At 70.5% G+C, this 17,616-nt stretch carries 15 protein-coding genes; 6 read left to right on the top strand and 9 right to left on the bottom strand.

The features are described from left to right. Positions 1-35: 35 nt before the first annotated feature. Positions 36-518 (bottom strand): hypothetical protein, encoded by a 483-nt coding sequence (locus KNO15_RS16240; protein WP_241704844.1) that lies wholly within the window; start codon positions 516-518, stop codon positions 36-38. Positions 519-743: 225 nt separating this feature from the next. On the opposite strand from KNO15_RS16240, the gene KNO15_RS16235 reads away from it, so the two are divergent. Further along, complete coding sequence (locus KNO15_RS16235; RefSeq protein ID WP_018190103.1) at positions 744-992, top strand: WhiB family transcriptional regulator; 249 nt, start codon at positions 744-746, stop codon at positions 990-992. 176 nt (positions 993-1,168) lie between these two features. Here KNO15_RS16235 and KNO15_RS16230 read toward each other — a convergent pair whose 3' ends face one another. Together KNO15_RS16230 and KNO15_RS16225 are read right to left on the bottom strand one after the other, a co-directional pair. Beyond that, positions 1,169-2,662: a sensor histidine kinase gene (locus tag KNO15_RS16230; protein ID WP_241704843.1), complete on the bottom strand. Its 1,494-nt coding sequence runs from the start codon at positions 2,660-2,662 to the stop codon at positions 1,169-1,171. 23 nt (positions 2,663-2,685) lie between these two features. Further along, on the bottom strand, positions 2,686-3,117 hold the full coding sequence (locus KNO15_RS16225) for a DUF2871 domain-containing protein (RefSeq protein WP_241704842.1): 432 nt from the start codon (positions 3,115-3,117) through the stop codon (positions 2,686-2,688). Between the two features lie 205 nt (positions 3,118-3,322). Between KNO15_RS16225 and KNO15_RS16220 the strand changes: the two genes are divergently transcribed. Further along, positions 3,323-3,919, top strand: a complete 597-nt coding sequence (locus KNO15_RS16220) for an Rv3235 family protein (protein ID WP_241704841.1) — start codon at positions 3,323-3,325, stop codon at positions 3,917-3,919. A gap of 212 nt (positions 3,920-4,131) precedes the next feature. Here KNO15_RS16220 and secA read toward each other — a convergent pair whose 3' ends face one another. The 6 genes from secA to mtrA all read right to left on the bottom strand — a co-directional run bounded on the left by secA (position 4,132) and on the right by mtrA (position 12,989). After that, positions 4,132-6,942, bottom strand: a complete 2,811-nt coding sequence (gene secA / locus KNO15_RS16215) for a preprotein translocase subunit SecA (protein ID WP_241704840.1) — start codon at positions 6,940-6,942, stop codon at positions 4,132-4,134. A gap of 230 nt (positions 6,943-7,172) precedes the next feature. Next, on the bottom strand, positions 7,173-7,871 hold the full coding sequence (gene hpf / locus KNO15_RS16210) for a ribosome hibernation-promoting factor, HPF/YfiA family (protein WP_241704839.1): 699 nt from the start codon (positions 7,869-7,871) through the stop codon (positions 7,173-7,175). 222 nt (positions 7,872-8,093) lie between these two features. After that, positions 8,094-8,795, bottom strand: a complete 702-nt coding sequence (locus KNO15_RS16205; RefSeq protein WP_241704838.1) for a ComF family protein — start codon at positions 8,793-8,795, stop codon at positions 8,094-8,096. 93 nt (positions 8,796-8,888) lie between these two features. Then, complete coding sequence (locus KNO15_RS16200; RefSeq protein ID WP_241704837.1) at positions 8,889-10,583, bottom strand: LpqB family beta-propeller domain-containing protein; 1,695 nt, start codon at positions 10,581-10,583, stop codon at positions 8,889-8,891. Beyond that, complete coding sequence (gene mtrB, locus KNO15_RS16195) at positions 10,580-12,292, bottom strand: MtrAB system histidine kinase MtrB (RefSeq protein WP_241704836.1); 1,713 nt, start codon at positions 12,290-12,292, stop codon at positions 10,580-10,582. Before mtrB ends, KNO15_RS16200 begins: the two co-directional genes overlap by 4 nt. A gap of 13 nt (positions 12,293-12,305) precedes the next feature. Next, entirely contained in the window at positions 12,306-12,989 is a 684-nt protein-coding gene (mtrA, locus tag KNO15_RS16190; protein ID WP_241704835.1) for an MtrAB system response regulator MtrA, read from the bottom strand. Between the two features lie 255 nt (positions 12,990-13,244). On the opposite strand from mtrA, the gene KNO15_RS16185 reads away from it, so the two are divergent. The 4 genes from KNO15_RS16185 to KNO15_RS16170 are packed head-to-tail and all read left to right on the top strand — an operon-like array spanning position 13,245 to position 17,609. Then, on the top strand, positions 13,245-14,648 hold the full coding sequence (locus KNO15_RS16185) for a hypothetical protein (protein WP_241704834.1): 1,404 nt from the start codon (positions 13,245-13,247) through the stop codon (positions 14,646-14,648). 2 nt (positions 14,649-14,650) lie between these two features. After that, the gene (locus KNO15_RS16180) at positions 14,651-15,307 is read left to right on the top strand and encodes a DUF4129 domain-containing protein (RefSeq protein ID WP_241704833.1); all 657 of its coding nucleotides are present in this window, start codon (positions 14,651-14,653) and stop codon (positions 15,305-15,307) included. Next, on the top strand, positions 15,304-16,596 hold the full coding sequence (locus tag KNO15_RS16175) for a DUF4350 domain-containing protein (protein ID WP_241704832.1): 1,293 nt from the start codon (positions 15,304-15,306) through the stop codon (positions 16,594-16,596). Before KNO15_RS16180 ends, KNO15_RS16175 begins: the two co-directional genes overlap by 4 nt. Next, positions 16,593-17,609 (top strand): AAA family ATPase, encoded by a 1,017-nt coding sequence (locus tag KNO15_RS16170; protein WP_241704831.1) that lies wholly within the window; start codon positions 16,593-16,595, stop codon positions 17,607-17,609. Before KNO15_RS16175 ends, KNO15_RS16170 begins: the two co-directional genes overlap by 4 nt. Positions 17,610-17,616 lie beyond the last annotated feature (7 nt).

The following is a 17,616-nucleotide window of genomic DNA, read 5'->3' as shown; positions in this document are numbered from 1 at the left end:
ACAGAACGAGTCTGCGCCTTGTTCCCGCGCGGGCGCTATTCGTGTTTCCCCGTGTTTCGCCCGTCGTCCTCCGTGTCGGGGGCGGCCTCCCTGGCCGTGGCTCGCACCACCGCCGGCGCGAGAGCGAGGACGAAGGCGACGACGGCGGGGACGAGGAGCGCCCAGCCGATGTCGGGTCGCGCGACCAGCCCTTGGAAGCTGCCGACCGCCACCGCGACCATCAGGATCTGGATGGTCACCGTCGACGCCCTGGCCCACGCGTGCAGCCGCAGGATGCCGACGAGCGTGACGATCACCCAGGCCGCGCCGATCGCGACCAGCAGCGTGATCGCGATCGCGGTGGTGTACGACTGCGGGGTCACTGTGAGAAGCTCATACAACAGCCAGACCGCGAGCCCGCTGACCAGCAGCGCCTCGAGCGCGAGGATGACCGCGAGCACGATCAGCAGAGGCGGCCTGACCCGAGCGACGCGCGACGAATCGGGCGATGCGGGGACTGGCGCGGACGGATCGGGCACTATAGCATCCAGACGTTTCGAGTGTGTGTTCACAGCGTTATCCCATACAAAACTATTGATTCGGGTTAACCGCTATGGGAGCATATTCAAGGCCGAGTTAGTGCTCACAGGGTGGTGGGCAGGTCTCATTCCCCATGGATCTGAAGAACCCTGTAACGCGGCTGCTTACCTGCATTCTAGGCCCCTCGGGCCAGGAAACATCCAGCAAACAAGGAGCATATCTTCATGGATTGGCGCGACAAAGCCGCCTGCCTGACCGCGGACCCCGAGCTGTTCTTCCCCGTCGGAAACACCGGACCCGCGGTCGACCAGATCGACAAGGCAAAGGCGGTCTGCGCTCGCTGCACCGTGACGGAGATCTGCCTGCAGTACGCCCTCGAGACCGGTCAGGACTCCGGCGTCTGGGGCGGTCTCTCCGAAGACGAGCGCCGTGCGCTCAAGCGTCGCGCCGCTCGCGCGCGCCGCGCCTCCTGAGCCCCTCCAGAGGCTCCCTGCAACACACCGCCGCCGAGGCGGCGCTCCCGAACACCTAGCAGACGTCATCAGCGTCCGGGGGCGCCCCTCGGCGTTTTTCGTCGTCAGCCCACGAGGGGCACCCTGCCGTCCCCATCGGCTTTCGGAGGGGACGACGACGTGCCCCTCGGCGTGCCTCAGACGGTGGTGAGGTAGCGGAGCGGCACCTCGATGGTGACCTCGGTGCCCTGGCCCATCATCGTGTGCCAGTCGATCGCTCCGCCGAGCTCGCCCTGGATCAGGGTGCGCACGATCTGCGTGCCGAGCCCGGAGCCGACCTTGCCCTCCGGCAGGCCCGAGCCGTTGTCGACGACCTTCACGGTCAGCGAGTCGTCGGTGCGGTTCGCCACGATCTCCACCTGGCCCTCGCGCCCGGCGAGGCCGTGCTCGACGGCGTTCGTGACCAGCTCGGTCAGCGCGAGCGCCAGCGGCGTCGCATACTCGCTCGGCAGCGAGCCGAAGGTGCCCGACTTCTTGGGGTGCACCGTGGTGGTGTGGCTGGCGGCGACCTCCGCCACGAGCAGCAGCACGCGGTCGAACACGTCGTCGAAGTCCACGATCTGCGCGAGCCCGGTCGACAGGGTGTCGTGCACGACCGCGATCGCCGCCACCCGTCGCATGGCCTGGCTCAGCGCCTCCCTCGCCTCCTCCGAGTGCGTGCGGCGCGCCTGGATGCGCAGCAGCGACGCGACGGTCTGAAGGTTGTTCTTGACACGGTGGTGGATCTCGCGGATCGTGGCGTCCTTGGTGATGAGCTCGCGTTCCTGATGCCGCTGCTCCGACACGTCGCGACACAGCACGATCGCGCCAACGCGCTGACCCCGGTTGCGGATCGGGATGGCGCGCAGCGAGACGGTCACGCCGCGGGCCTCGATGTCGGTGCGCCACGGGGCACGACCGGTCACGACCAGCGGGAGCGACTCGTCCACGGTGATGGTGCCCGCGAGGAGGCCGGTCGTGACCGTGGCCAGCGATTCGCCCTCCAGCTCGCCCGTGAAGCCCATCCGGTTGAACGCGCTCAGGGCGTTGGGGCTGGCGAAGGTGGTGATGCCGTCGACGTCGAGGCGGATGAGGCCGTCCGCGGCGCGCGGTGCCCCGCGGCGCGGCGCGGCGGGGGCGCCGAGGTCGGGGAAGTCGCCGCTGGCGATCATGTTGAACAGGTCGTTGGCGCAGTCGTTGAACGTCAGCTCCTGGCGGCTCGGCGTGCGCGCCTCGCTGAGGTTGGTGTGCCGTGTGATGACCGCGACCGGCTCGGGTGCCGTCTCCGGCGAGTGGACCGTGAGCCGCCGGATCACCGGGACGGCGCGTACGCGCGTCGGCGTCTCCTCGTACCAGTCCGGGGCGGACGTGTCGATGATCTCCTTGGTGCGGTACGCGTCGGTGACCTGCTGGCGCCACTCCGGCTTGATCCGCTGGCCGACAAAGTCGCGGTAGAACAGCGTGGCCGCGCTCGACGGGCGGGCGTGCGCCACGGCGACGAAGTCGTCGTCGGTCGTGGGCACCCAGAGCACGATGTCGGCGAAGGCCAGATCGGCCAGGAGCTGCCAGTCGCCGACGAGCGAGTGGAGCCACTCCACGTCCGCCTCGGAGGAACGACCTTGAGCATGGACGAGATCACTGAGCGTCGACACTCCCCCACTATAGACAGACGCGGTCACGCCTCGGTGACGGCGTCCTGCCTCCCGAAGACCCGGCGACCGAGGGCGGTCATGAGCAAGATGAGCCCGATCGTCAACAGGATGTGGCCCAGACCGGCGATGCCCGCGATCGCGGCAGTGCTCGACTCGCCGAGGACGGTCAGGCTGCCGTGGACCGCCAGCATGGCCGCGGTCAGCACGAGGCCGGCGTTGTACGTCCAGAAGAACCACTGGAAGAGCGGCCCGCGCGCGATCCCGAACAACCGGTCGAGGATGAGCACCAGCAGGAAGACGACGAAGCCGAGCACGAGCAGATGGGTGTGGACCAGGCCGAGCTGCGTGTTCGCCCCGTCGGCGAAGTCGTGCGCCTTCGTGAACTCGCGATAGAACAGCCCGGACCCGACACCGAGAACGAGGTAGACGACGGATGCGATGAACGAGGACTTCATGCCTCCACTCTCCCGTGCGAGACGAACGCGCCGCATCGTCCGAAAGTTCGAGCTGTCCTCGGTCGCCGACCGGCTGTCGGGACGGGCGAGGTGGAACGAGTTGTCCACACCCGCGTTGATGCCCTGGACCCCCGCGAACCGCGCTGCTTGAGTGTGAGACAGACACTCGACGAACGCGTCGATCAGAAGAATCGAGCACCATCAGATGAACGCACTACTGACACCCCTCCTCGACCGGGTCGCTGTCGACGGCGCCGCTGTCGGCTTCACCGCCTTCGACTCCACGAGCGCGCTCCGGGCGCCCGCGACGCGTCCACCGACCGCCGGGCGGCCACCGGAGGCGTCGCCGCTGGGCCAGCCACCGTCGGGCCGGCCACCGTCGGGCCGGCCGCCGCTGGGCCAGCCACCGCTCAGTGTCGTGCAGCAGGACCCCGACCCCGACCTCCGGCTCGTCACCGGCCTCGACGACGATCCGAGCCTGCTGAGCGCGAAACTGGCTCTCTGCGTCGTCGAGATCCTCGCGGGCGCGCGGGCGCTGGATCAACTCGGCAGATGGGTGAGTGACTCCGTCTACGTTCAACTACTCCGCCGCACGGTGATCGCCGCTCGCTCCCGGGAGGCACTGGGCGACGACGCCCGCCGACCGCGTGTCCGCGTCGGCGAGCCGATGGTCACCCGCCTGGGCGAGTCCATCGTCGACGCCGTCGTCATGATCCACCAGCCGACCCGCTCACGAGCCGTCGCCCTCCGGCTCGAGCGCCACAGGAAACGCTGGCGGGCGACCGCGATCAGCGTGCTGTAGCCGCCGGGTGCGGCTGCGCCACGGGGACGTGTGGCCTCCGTGGCGCTGGGCCGGTGGGTGGCCGGTGGGTGGCCGGTGGGTGGCCGGTGCGCGGCCGGCTGACGTGCTGCAGCGCGCGGCCTCTGTCAGGCGGATCGACACCGACATCCTCCCGCAACCGTGAGACGGCGGGGCGGCCACACGGCCGCCCCGCCGTCTCACGGTGCGATGGGTCAGCGCTTCTTGGCCTGCGCTCGGCGCTCCGCGCGGTTGGCGGGGGCGTCCTCCGGCTCCTCCACCCGCTGGCCGAAGGCGCCGCGCTGGTTGGAGGCCTGCGCGGGCGGGGCTGCCTGGGCCGGAGCCGACTGGCGCTGGGCGCGCTGGGCACGGTCGGTCGCGGCCTTCTCGATCTGGCCGCGCTGGTTGCGGACCTCGACCTCGCCCTGCTCGCCTGGGGCCGAGTAGCTGAGGCGCGCCTCCGAGGATTCGCCACGGGCCAGGCCCTTGGCCGCGACGGCGGGGGCCGCCACCTCGTCGGGCGCCTGGTTGACCTCGACCTCCAGGTTGAACAGGAAGCCGACGGTCTCCTCGCGGATCGCACCCATCATCTGCTGGAACATCGCGTAGCCCTCGCGCTGGTACTCGACCAGCGGGTCGCGCTGGGCCATCGCGCGCAGGCCGATGCCGTCCTTCAGGTAGTCCATCTCGTAGAGGTGGTCGCGCCAGCGTCGGTCGATCACCGACAGCACCACGCGCCGCTCCAGCTCGCGCATCGCGGGCGACCCGAGCGACTCCTCGCGCTTCTGGTAGGCGATCTTCGCGTCCGACATGATCTCGCGGCGCATGAAGTCGCGGTTGATGCGGCCCTTGTTGCCCGCCTCGGCGATGACCTCGTCGATGGAGACACCGACCGGGTAGAGCGTCTTGAGCTCGGCCCAGAGGGCGTCGAAGTCCCAGTCGTCGCCGCTGCCCTCGCCGGTGTGCTGGTCGAGGATGTCGTCGATGACGTCGGTGAGGAACTTCTGCACGCGCTCGTGGAGGTCGTCGCCCTCGAGGATGTGGCGGCGGTCGCCGTAGATGGCCTCGCGCTGACGGTTGAGCACGTCGTCGTACTTGAGGACGTTCTTGCGGATCTCGGCGTTGCGCGCCTCCACCTGCGACTGCGCGCTGCGGATGGCGCGGCTGACGACCTTGGACTCGATCGCCATGTCGTCGGGGACGCTCGTGCGACCCATCAGGCTCTCGGCCGCGCCCGCGTTGAACAGGCGCATGAGGTCGTCGGTCAGCGACAGGTAGAAGCGGCTCTCGCCCGGGTCGCCCTGACGGCCGGAACGACCGCGCAGCTGGTTGTCGATGCGGCGCGACTCGTGGCGCTCCGTGCCGAGCACGTACAGGCCACCGGCATCGATGACCTTCTCGGCCTCCTCCGCCACCTTCGCCTTGACGTCGTTGAAGACGCCCTCCCAGGCCTCCTCGTATTCGTCCGGCGTCTCGACGGGCGACAGCCCACGGGAGTTCATCTCGGCGACCGCGATGAACTCCGCGTTGCCGCCGAGCATGATGTCGGTTCCACGGCCGGCCATGTTCGTGGCGACGGTCACGGATCCGAGACGCCCGGCCTGGGCGACGATCGCGGCCTCGCGAGCGTGGTTCTTCGCGTTCAGGACCTCGTGGCGCACGCCCTTCTTGGCGAGCAGACGCGAGAGGTACTCGCTCTTCTCGACACTGGTCGTGCCGACGAGCACCGGCTGGCCCTTCTCGTAGCGCTTGGCGATGTCCTCGACGACCTGGTCGAACTTGGCCTTCTCGTTCTTGTAGACGAGGTCGGGCTGATCCTTGCGCTGCATCGGCTTGTTCGTCGGGATGGGGACGACGCCGAGCTTGTAGGTGCTCATGAACTCGGCCGCCTCAGTCTCGGCGGTACCGGTCATGCCCGACAGCTTCTTGTACAGACGGAAGTAGTTCTGCAGCGTGACGGTGGCGAGCGTCTGGTTCTCGGCCTTGACCTCCACGCCCTCCTTGGCCTCGATCGCCTGGTGGATGCCCTCGTTGTAGCGACGGCCGACCAGGATGCGGCCGGTGTGCTCGTCGACGATGAGCACTTCGCCGTTCATGACGACGTAGTCCTTGTCGCGCTTGAACAGGGCGTTCGCCTTGATCGCGTTGTTGAGGAACGAGATGAGCGGGGTGTTCGCCGACTCGTAGAGGTTGTCGATGCCGAGGTAGTCCTCGACCTTCTCGATGCCGGGCTCGAGCACACCGACGGTGCGCTTCTTCTCGTCGACCTCGTAGTCGACCTCGGGCGTGAGGCGCGTGGCCAGACTGGCGAACTCGTTGAACCACCGGTTCGCCTCGCCGGAGGACGGACCGGAGATGATCAGCGGGGTGCGCGCCTCGTCGATGAGGATCGAGTCGACCTCGTCGACGATCGCGAAGTAGTGGCCGCGCTGCACCATGTCGCTCGCCTGCCACGCCATGTTGTCGCGGAGGTAGTCGAAGCCGAACTCGTTGTTCGTGCCGTAGGTGATGTCGGCGGCGTACTGCTCGCGGCGTTCCTCGGGGGTCTGACCGGCGAGGATCACCCCGGTGCTCATACCGAGCGCCCGGAACACGCGGCCCATGAGCTCCGACTGGTAGCTCGCCAGGTAGTCGTTGACGGTGATGACGTGCACGCCGCGGCTGGCGATCGCGTTGAGGTAGGCGGCCGTAGTGGCGACCAGGGTCTTGCCCTCACCGGTCTTCATCTCGGCGATGTTGCCGAGGTGGAGGGCGGCGCCGCCCATGATCTGCACGTCGAAGTGCCGCATGCCGAGCGTCCGCTTGGACGCCTCGCGCACGGCGGCGAACGCCTCCGGCAGCAGGTCGTCGAGCGATTCGCCGTTGCTGTACCGCTCGCGCAACTCGACGGTCTCGTGCATGAGTTCGTCGTCGGTCAGCTCGCTGAAGTCGTCCTCGAGGGCGTTGACCGCCTTCGCGTACGCCTCCAGGCGCCGGAGGGTGCGTCCCTCGCCGACGCGGAGAACCTTTTCAAGAACTGAGGCCACTGATGCACTCCATTTTGCTCGGTCGGGCCGATGATGCCCGCGCCCCGGCGGGCGCACGCCGGACGGCACACTCCGCCGACGTTAGAGAACATCGTACTTGGTCAGCCCCGGCAGACGTCCCGCGGGCGCTGGGAGGGGGCTGAAAGGTCCGTGAACGGGAGGCGGCGGGCCGGTGCGGCAGAAGACGTCGATGGCGTGCGCCGCCCGGGCGCACGCCATCGACGCGTGTGTCAGCCGAGCTTGCGGCTGGCCGTCGCGACCTCCTGCAGCTCCTCGGCATCGTCGTCGAGGGCGATCACGCCGTAGTCCCAGCCTTTGCGGCGGTAGACGACGCTCGGTCGCTTGGTCTCCTGATCCACGAACAGGTAGAAGTCGTGGCCGACCAGCTCCATGTAGTACAGCGCGTCGTCGACGGTCATCGGGATGCTCGCGAAGACCTTCTGGCGGATGACGACCGGGCTGTACTCCTCCTCGACCTCGCTCGGCTCCGCCTCGTCGGTGACGGCGGGCACGCTGCCGGTGCGCACCTGGTCGAGCACCGACACCGGCGCCGCGGCGAGTCCGACGGCGCTGAACCCGTCGGTGCTGGCTTCGCGGAGCGAGGTCGGGCGGTGCTGCCCGCGATGCACTTTGCGCCTGTCCTTGGCTCTCCTGACGCGTTCGAGGAGCTTGCCGAGCGCGATGTCGAACGCTGCGTACTTGTCGGTACCGGTCGCCTCCGACCGGACCACCGCCCTCGGTCCGACGAGCGTCAGCTCGACGCGATCGTCGCCGTTCTGGGATCCGGCCTTCTCGTTGTGTCTGCTGACCTTGATCTCGAACGAGATGGCCCGCTCCGCGAGATGCGCGACCTTGTCGGCCTTCTCTGTCGCGTATTCGCGGAACCGATCAGTGATTCCCAGGTTGCGTCCGACGATGTTGATGTCCATGGAGACCTCCCTGATCCGGCGTGACGTCCGCCCGGATCACGAAGGGCGGAATCGCTCGCGCCTTTTCGACTACCGTAGTGCTCCCCCGCGCGTTAAGGAACCGTAATCAGAGGGTGAATTCTCAGCCGCGGTGGGCGCGGGGTAAAGCGGAGCGCGCGGTGGAGCCTGAGGCAGCGCGCAGGGATGCCGCGACCCACGTCCCGGACGACCCGGGGATTCCGCTCACCGGTGTCGCGGCGTCTGCGCGATCGTGGCGGCTCCGACCACCATGCCGCCGGCTGCGGTGATCGCTCTGGCCGCCTCCGCGAGGGTGGCGCCGGTCGTCAGGATGTCGTCGACGATCAGGCAGCGTCTGCCCGACAGCCGGCCGGAGGCGACGATGCTGCCCTCGCGATTGCGCTCGCGGTCGGTCGAGGAGAGGCCGGCCTGGTCGGCGGTCTGGCGAGTGAGGCGCAACGCCCGCCACAGCGGTGGGTCGAGGATGCGCGAGCGCGACAGGACCATCCCCGTGGGGTGGTACCCCCTGCGTCTCCAGGCCGCACGCGTCGACGGGATGAGGACCGGGACGACGCGATCGCGCACGCCGCCCCCTGCGCCCACGCTCACACTGACCTCGACCCCCGCGACCGCGGCCCGCAGCGCGCCGGCCAGCGCGGGCGCAGCATCCACCCGCCCGGCGTCCTTGTAGGCCAGGAGCACCGCCCGGGGCACACCGTCGTAGTCGAAGGCGGAGCAGACCGCGATTCCCGCGACCGTGCGGGTGCGCACGTGCGGCGCGAGCGAGCGCGCGCACGCGGTGCACACCGACCGGTCGGGGACGGAGCAGCCGGCGCACCGGACCGGCAGGAGTACGGCGGCGGCGTCGAGGAGCGCATCGCTGACGGGTCGGCGTACGGGAGCGGGAGGTGCAGGAGTCGAGGTCATGCCTCCAGCCTCGCCCCTGGTGCCCCTCCTCCCCCGCCTGCGCCCGGGATCAGTGGACAACCCGGTGTCGGTACGAACTGTGGAGGACGTCGGTCAGGGCTGGCCGAGCTGGACGGCGACAGCGCCCACCTTGTCGGTCTGTGTCTGCCACCCGCTGCCCGTCGGGGCTTGGAGCGTGCCGTCGGCGGCGAGCACCAGATAGCGCGAGAGGCCTCCTGCGCCGACGATCGTGCGCCCGGCGGTCGGGCCGGCCGTCGTGGTCGACGTGCCGCCGATCGTCTGCTCCGTGATGACGGTGGCGTCGCCGTTCGTCGCCGACAGGACGGCGACGGTCAGCTCCCCCGTCCACGCGACCGACATCGGCGTGCCGTCGCCGACCGCCAGTTCGATCGGTTGCGTGATGGAGGTCGGCAGCCCGTCGGCGCCCCGGACGACTCCTGCCGCGACCACCGCGTATCCCGTCGCCGTGCTCAGCACGGCCACGACGCGCGTCCCGTCGCGGGAGACGGCGAGCGCGACGATCCCGATCGCTCCCGGCCAGGCCACCTTCACCGCGTGCGGCTGCCCGTTCGAGCCCGCGACCTGGAGCGCGCCGGGCGCAGAGGCCGGCACGCTCCACAGCCACCCGTCGTTGTCGAGCGCCGGCGCGATCAGGCCCGGTCTCGCGTCGACTCGGAGCGGATCGCCCGACTTGCGCACGAGCACGGCGGTCCCGTGCGACAGCACCGCGACCTGGTCGCGGTTGGCGTCGATGGTCGCCGCGCTGGGCTGGAGCGCCACCACCTTGTCGCTCACGCCGCTCAGGTCTGTGATCGTCGACCCGTTGAGCAGGCCGAAGCTGTCGCCCCGGTAGACGATCGCGTGCGAGTCGACCGACGGGTCCTGGAGCGGGGACGACGAATCGGAGAGCGGTGAGATCTGCTGCACGTTGCCTTCGATGGAGAGCTGGACGGACGACGCCAGGGCGCCGAGGCTCTGCTCGAGCTGGAGCTGCATCCGCTGCAGCTGCAGCTGGTCCGCCTGCCCGGCCTCCGAGCTGAGGTCGACGCGCGCGACACCCCCCGCGGTCGTGACCGACGGGACCGCGAGCTGCGTGCCCTGCGGGAAAGCGGTCGTCACGGCGCCGTTCAGCCATTTGGCCGGCCCGGCGAGCACCGCACCGGCCACCCGGGTCGCCGCCGAGGCGACCCGCGCGGGGAACCAGCGCGCGTCCGGCACCAGGTAGGAGTAGCCGGCGTTGTAGAAGTACAGCGTCTGCTGGCTGTAGACGGCACGGAACGTCGGGTCGTCGATGACGACGCCATCGGGTGCCACCGCGATCCGCCACTGCCCGTTCTCACGCGCCACCTCGTAGGAGAGACCGATCGGCGCCTTGCTCGCCAGCGGGCGGTACGAACCGACACTGTCGACGTTGGCGACCGGGATCACGTCGACCGACCACTGGTTGCCCTCGTGGTCGAACGTGCGGTTGCGGCCGTCGTCGACGATGACCGACTCATCCGGGTTCCACGAGGCCGCCATCGACTTCGTCAGGTACTTGCGGGCGATCTGGAAGTTGTTCTTCGGGCTGGAGGCTGCGTCGATGAAGCCCTGGACGATCCGCTGCGGAGACGCGCCGTTCTCGGGGGGCGATGGGTTGAAGTCGAGGTCGAGCTGGTCGTTGATCTGTGCGACGGGTCCGCCCCGGCGCACCGGTCCGGAGTCGGGGATGCTCGCGCACGCCGCGAGCACCAGAGCGAGGGCGATGGCCACGGCCGCGCCGAGTCCCCGTGCTGTCCGCCGGATCATGCCCGTGCCTCGCTTCCCGGACGTACGATGCCGTCGTCGATGCCCGCTGACACCGTCTTCGACCCCGACGCTGCACCGGACTCGGGGCCGCTCGGGGCCGCCTCCGCCCGGCGGCCCGGCTTCGCGCCCGCGTCGACGGGAGGCAGCGGCAGCGGGGACGAGATGATGCCCTTCCCGGTGACGCGCGGCAGAGTGAGCCGGAAACAGGCTCCTTCGCCCGGCATCGACCACACCTGCAGCCAGCCGGAGTGCAGGGTGACGTCCTCGAGTGAGATGGCCAGGCCGAGGCCCGTGCCGCCGAGGGTGCGCTTGCGCGACGGGTCGGCCCGCCAGAACCGGTCGAAGACGTGGTTGACATCGTTCTGACTCATACCGATCCCGTAGTCGCGAACGGCGAGCGCGACGGCGGTCTCATTGCTGTCGACGGTCACCACCACCGGTGCCCCTTCGCCGTGCTCGATCGCGTTGCCGAGGAGGTTGCGGACCACCCGGCGGATGCGCCGCGGGTCCATGCCGACGTCGAAGTAGCCGCCGGGAGCCTCCAGTCGCAGCTCCGATCCGTTCTGCTCCGCGACGGCCCGGAGCTCGTCGACGACCTCCTCGGCGAGGCGCACCAGGTTGGTCGGTTCCGGTTCGAGGGCCACGGAGCCCGCGTCGTACCGGCTGATCTCCAGCAGGTCGGAGAGCAGCCGGTCGAACCGCTCGATCTGCGTGTGCAGCAGCTCCGCCGTGCGGCTGGTCGCCGGCGGGAAGGAGCCGCGCTGATCGTAGATGACGTCGCCGGCGAGCCGGATCGTGGTCAGCGGCGTGCGCAGCTCGTGCGAAACGTCGGAGACGAAGCGCTGCTGCAGCTGCGACAGCGTCGCCAGCTGGTTGATCTGGCTCTGGAGGCTGTCCGCCATCCCGTTGAACGACCGCGCCAGCGACGCGAAGACATCTTCGCCCTTCTCGGGGATGCGCACCGCGAGGTCGCCGGCGGCGAGCCGTTCGCTGGTGCGCGCCGCCACCCGGATCGGCTCGACGACGAAGCGCACGATGAGCCAGGTGATGGCGCCGATGAGCACGATCAGGGCGAGGCCGGCCAGCAGGAGCGTGTTCTGGACGAACAGGAGCGTGTTCTCCGAGTCGCGCAGGTTGTAGCCGATGTAGAGCTCGTAGCGACCGTACGACGGCAGAGTCAACTGGGTTCCGACGACGATCCCCGGGTCGGTCGAATCCGTTCCGGAGGGCAGGGCGACCGACTGGTAGAACTGCTTGGTCCCGCCGTTCTGCACCGCGGTCCGCAGCTCCGGGGAGATGACGGGGTTGAGTGCGGGGCTCCCGCGGTCGGGAGGTGCGAGCACGCTGGTGTCCTGCCCCGGGACGCGGTACGCGGCGATCAGGCGGCTGGAGGTCGACGCCTGCACCGACTGGAGGGTGGAGTTGAGCAGGTTCTTGCCGCTGTCCGCCGACCCGATGTCCGAGGCGTTCAGCGTCGTCTGGGCGGCCGTCGTGGCCCGGCTGGAGTCGCGCAGCGCCTGGTCGAGGCGCGACTGGTAGAGGTCGTTGCTGATGCTGAGCGCCATGTAGACGCCGGTGACGAGGATCGCGACACCGGTCAGGAGGAGCGTGATCGCGACCGTCCGCAGCTGCAGGGAGCGCCGCCAGAGGCGCACGAGCTCGGACGGCACCTGCCGCCACCACTCCCTGTCGGGCCAACGGAAGCGCATCGCGGCCTCCCGGTCAGGTCGCCGCGCCGGCGCGGTAACCGACCCCGCGCACGGTCATCACGATCTTCGGGTTGTCCGGGTCCTGCTCCACCTTGGCGCGCAGGCGCTGCACGTGCACGTTCACCAGCCGGGTGTCGGCCTTGTAGTGGTAACCCCACACCTGCTCGAGGAGCATCTCGCGTGTGAACACCTGCTGCGGCTTGGAGGCCAGCGCGAGCAGGAGGTCGAACTCCAGCGGGGTGAGAGCGATGCGGGCGTCGCCGCGGCGCACCTCGTGGCCGGCGACGTCGACGAGCAGGTCGCCGACGCGCAGCTGCTCGGCGGGCGGCGCGGTCGGGGCGGGACGCAGGCGGGTGCGGATGCGCGCGACGAGCTCCTTGGGGTTGAACGGCTTGACCATGTAGTCGTCGGCGCCGGACTCCAGGCCCTTGACGACATCGGCCGTGTCGGACTTGGCGGTGAGCATGATGACGGGTGTGCCGGACTCGGCGCGGATGCGGCTGCACACCTCGATGCCGTCGAGGCCGGGGAGCATGAGGTCGAGGAGGACGAGGTCGGGCTTGGCTGCGCGGAAGATGTCGATCGCCTGGGCTCCGTCTTCGCAGAACACGGGGTCGAATCCCTCGGTGCGGAGCACGATGCCGATCATCTCGGCGAGCGCGGTGTCGTCATCGACCACCAGGATGCGACTAGTCATGTCCGAAGATTCCCCTGAACCCCTCTCGGGCGGCGCTTGCCGCGGATGTAACGGGTCCAGCGTAGTCGAGGAGGCTGCGCGAGCCTTGTATGCCGGCCCGATGCCGGCTGTGCGCCCGTTGCGGGCTTTCGCCTGTTGCGGGCCGGGCGCCCTCATTGCCGACAGCGCGCGACGTGCCCCGTGGGCGGGGCATCGCGGGAACGGCGGATGTGCCAGCATGGGAGCACGCATCAGTTGGGGGATGAGAGGCACGGCGTGAGCGACGACCAGACCTGGCGGGCACCTGGCTCGGCCGACGACGCGACAGCGGGCGGCGGAACCGGACCCGAGAGCGCGACGCCGCCTCCAGCTCCCCCGGCCGCTCCCCCGGCCGCTCCTCCGGCGTCCGCGCAGGCTCCGCAGTACGGCGAGTACGCCCCGGGCTACCAGCAGCAGGGATACCCGCAGCAGGGCTATCCCGAGCAGCCTGGATACCAGCAGCAGCCCGGTTATCAGCAGCAGCCGGGTTATCAGCAGCAGCCCGGCTGGCAGCAGCAGCCCGGCTGGCAGCAGCAGCCCGGCTGGCAGCAGCAGTACGGCGCTCCTGGCGCCCAGCCCGGGTGGGCGCCGCCGCCCAAGCCCGGCCTCGTGCCGTTGCGTCCCCTGTCGTTCGGCACGCTCATCGGCGCCCCGTTCCAGGCGCTGCGGCGCAATCCCAAGATCACGGTCGGCGCCGCGCTGCTGCTGCAGGGCATCCCGACCATCGTCGTCTCGCTGCTCATCTTCGGCGGCGGCTACCTGCTGTTCTCGCGGATCGACAACGCGGACGCCGCCGACCGCAGCGCGATCACCGCGGGTGCGGTGGGCGGCAGCATCGTGCTGGGCGTTCTGGCGGTCGTCGTCTCGGGGATCTTCGGTGCGCTCCTGCAGGGCATCGTCGTCAGCGAGGTGTCGCGCGAGACCCTCGGCGAGAAGCTGACCTTCCGGGCCCTCTGGGCGCGACTCCGCAGCCGCTTCGGGGCGTTGGTCGGCTGGACGTTCCTGTGGTCCCTCGGCTGGTTGCTGGCGCTCGCGCTCGTGGTGGCCGTCATCGTGGCGCTCGCGATGCTCGGCGGCACGGCAGGCGTGATCGGCGCCGTGCTCGCCGGGCTCGGTGGCGCCTTCGGGCTGCTTGCCCTCTTCGTCTGGCTCTACACCAAGCTGTCCATCGTGCCCAGTGCGCTGGTGATCGAACGCCTGCCGCTGCGGTCGGCCATCGCCCGTTCGTGGCGCTTGACGACGGGCTACTTCTGGCGCACCTTCGGGGTGCTCATCCTGCTGTACCTCATCATCTACGCCGTCACCCAGGTCATCTCGATCCCGTTCGCCCTCATCGGCGTGATGGCCGGAGGCGTCTTCTCCCCGACCTCGCTGAGCTCGGCCGATTCGAGCAGCTTCAGCGCGGTGCTGGCCAGCCAGCTCGGCGTGAACGTGCTCTCAACGGTCGTCGGCGCGATCGTCGGCGCGATCGGCAGCGTCGTGCAGTCGGCCGCGCTCGGCCTCATCTACATCGACCTCCGCATGCGCAAAGAGGGGCTCGACCTCGAGCTCGTTCGTTTCGTGGAGGCCCGCCAGACCGGCCACGACCTGCCCGACCCGTACACGCAGCCTGCGCCGAGCGCGACCTGGCCGGGCGCCTGAGCGTGCTCCTGCCCTCCGCGCTCCGGCTGGACGTGCCGGTGGATCCCAGCTCGCCGCAGGCGCAGGACTGGCTGCGCAACGAGCTCGCCAAGCCGGAGTACCAGGCGGCCAAACCCACCTGGTTCGATCTCGCGTCGAAGGCCGTGCAGGACTGGCTGGGGTCGCTGTTCAGCGGGCCGTCGGGCGATGCCGGACCGGTGCTGCTGCTGGTGGTCGTGGTTGTCGTCGCCGCGCTGATCGTCGCCGCGTTCCTGATCTTCGGCCGGCCGCGCATCAACCGCAGGGCCGCCTCCGACCGCCGCGCGCTGTTCGGCGCCGACGACGGCCGCTCGGCGGACGAGCTGCGCCGCTCGGCAGCCGAGGCCGCCAGGGCGGCGGACTGGCCCCTGGCGATCGAGGAGCAGTTCCGGGCGATCGCCGCCGCGCTCGACGAACGCACCCTGGTGGACGTGCGACCGGGGACCACCGCCACCGAGTTCGCGGCACAAGCCGCCCGATCCGCTCCCGACCAGGCCGCGGAGCTCCGCCAGGCCGCCCGGACGTTCGACGAGGTGCGCTACCTCGACCGGCCGGGATCCGAGGCCGGGTACCAGCAGCTGGTCGCCCTCGACACGCAGCTGCAGCGCATCCGCCCCGCTCAGGAGGCGGTGGTCGCGTGACGGGAACTCTGCCACCGGGCGCGGTCCAGGAGCGCGAGAGCGTGTCCGCGGCCGCCCCGACCCGGGAGGACGCAGTCGCCACCGCGCTCTCCCCCACCGTCCGGCGCACGGCCCGCCGTGCCGTCCCGTGGATCGTCCTCGGCGTCATCGCACTGCTCGTCGCCCTCTCCAGCCTGGCGCTGGGCGCAGGGCGCAGCATCGGCGGCGACCCGCTGAGCGCCACGAACCCGGGACCGGTGGGCAGCAAGGCCCTGGCCCAGGTGCTCGGCCAGCGGGGTGTGACCGTGAAGACGGCCGCGTCGCTCAGCGAGGTCCGCGACGCCGCCGGCGACGACACCACCGTGCTCGTCTACGACCCTGCGGGCAACCTCGACCACGAAGGCTACGACCAGCTGACCTCCGTGGCGAGCACGATCGTCGTCGTCGAGCCGGACTTCGCCGCGCTCCAGGCCCTCGCGCCGTCGGTCCATGCCGCGGGTGCGCCGGGAGGTGTCGCCTCCGCCGGCTGCGACCTCCCTGCCGCGCAGCGCGCCGCACGCATCGACCCGCGCGCCACCGCGAACACCGACGGCGCCTCGGCGCCCGGCACCTTCCGGGCGAGCGGCGCCACGGCGTGCTTCGAGGGCTCGGGAGGGCGTGCCTCGCTGGTCGGCACCTCCTACCAGGGCCGCACGGTCTACCTCCTCGGCTCGGCGGCCGTGCTGATGAACGACGGGATCGACCGTCTCGGCAACGCCGCTCTCGGCCTCAACCTCCTCGGCGAGCACCGCACACTGGTCTGGTACCTGCCGGGGCTGGTGGACCGCGCGGTCACCGGCCCGGCCGATCTCGCCTCCCTCACGCCCGGCTGGGTGACCCCCGTGGTGATCCTGCTCACCCTGGTGTTCGTGGCGGCGGCCGTCTGGCGCGGCCGCCGGTTCGGGCCGCTGGTGGTGGAGCACCTCCCCGTCGTCGTCCGCGCCGGCGAGACGCGCGAAGGCCGTGCCCGCCTGTACCAGCGATCGTCGGCGCGGCTCCGCGCCGCCGACGCGCTGCGCATCGGCACGATCGGCCGACTGAGCACGATCGTGGGCCTGCCCCGCGCCGCCACGACCGCCGAGGTCGCCGAAGCCGTCGCAGCGCTCACCGGCCGCGACCGCGCCGCGGTCCTCCTGCTCCTGCTGGAGGAGCACCCGCGCTCGGACCGCGAGCTCATCGACCTCTCCGACCGGCTGGCCGAGCTCGAACGCGCCACCTCGGCCGCCGCCTCCCCCGACCATCCGCGATCGACCGGAAGAATGGAACCATGACCGACCTCACGACCGGATCCCCGCGCTCCGACGCGCACCCCGCCGGCGCTCCCGCCGCCGGCTCCGACGACCTGCGCCACGCCCTCGCCCGGGTGCGCGCAGAGGTCGGCAAGGCCGTCGTCGGGCAGGACGGTGCCGTGACCGGCCTCATGATCGCGCTGCTCGCGCGCGGGCACGTGCTGCTGGAGGGCGTGCCAGGCGTCGCCAAGACGCTGCTGGTGCGTTCGCTCAGCGAGGCGCTGAGCCTGTCGACTACGCGCATCCAGTTCACTCCCGACCTGATGCCGGGCGACGTCACCGGGTCGCTGGTCTACGACGCGCAGACCGGCGGGTTCGTCTTCCGCGAGGGGCCGGTGTTCACGAACATCCTGCTCGCCGATGAGATCAACCGCACGCCGCCCAAGACGCAGTCGGCGCTGCTGGAGGCGATGGAGGAGCGACAGGTCAGCGTCGACGGCGTCAGCCGCCGCCTGCCCGACCCGTTCATCGTCGCCGCCACGCAGAACCCGATCGAGTACGAGGGGACCTACACGCTCCCGGAGGCGCAGCTCGACCGTTTCCTGCTCAAGCTCACGCTCGACGTGCCGGAGCGCGAGGCCGAGGTGGAGGTGTTGCGCAGGCATGCCGCCGGCTTCAACCCGCGCGACCTGGCGGGCGCGGGCGTGACGCCGGTGCTCGACGCGCGACAGCTGAACGACGCCCGCGCCGCGACGGCGGCCGTCGGCGCCAACCCGGACGTGCTGGCGTACATCGTCGACCTCGCCAGGGCGACGCGCCGCAGCCCGTCGGTGCGGCTCGGCGTGAGCCCCCGCGGCACGACCGCGCTCCTGGCCGCGGCCAAGGCGTGGGCGTGGCTGTCCGGCTACGACTCGATCACGCCCGACCACGTGCAGGCCATGCTCGTCCCGGTCTGGCGGCACCGCATCCAGCTGCGCCCGGAGGCCGAGCTCGAAGGCGTCGGTGCCGACGCGATCCTGCGCTCCATCGTGCAGCAGGTCCAGGTCCCGATCTAAGGCGCGC

The organism is Leifsonia shinshuensis, assembly GCF_022606355.1.
In the GTDB taxonomy this organism is placed as follows: Bacteria; Actinomycetota; Actinomycetes; order Actinomycetales; family Microbacteriaceae; genus Leifsonia; species Leifsonia shinshuensis_B.
This window is presented reverse-complemented; position numbering and strand designations above follow the sequence as displayed.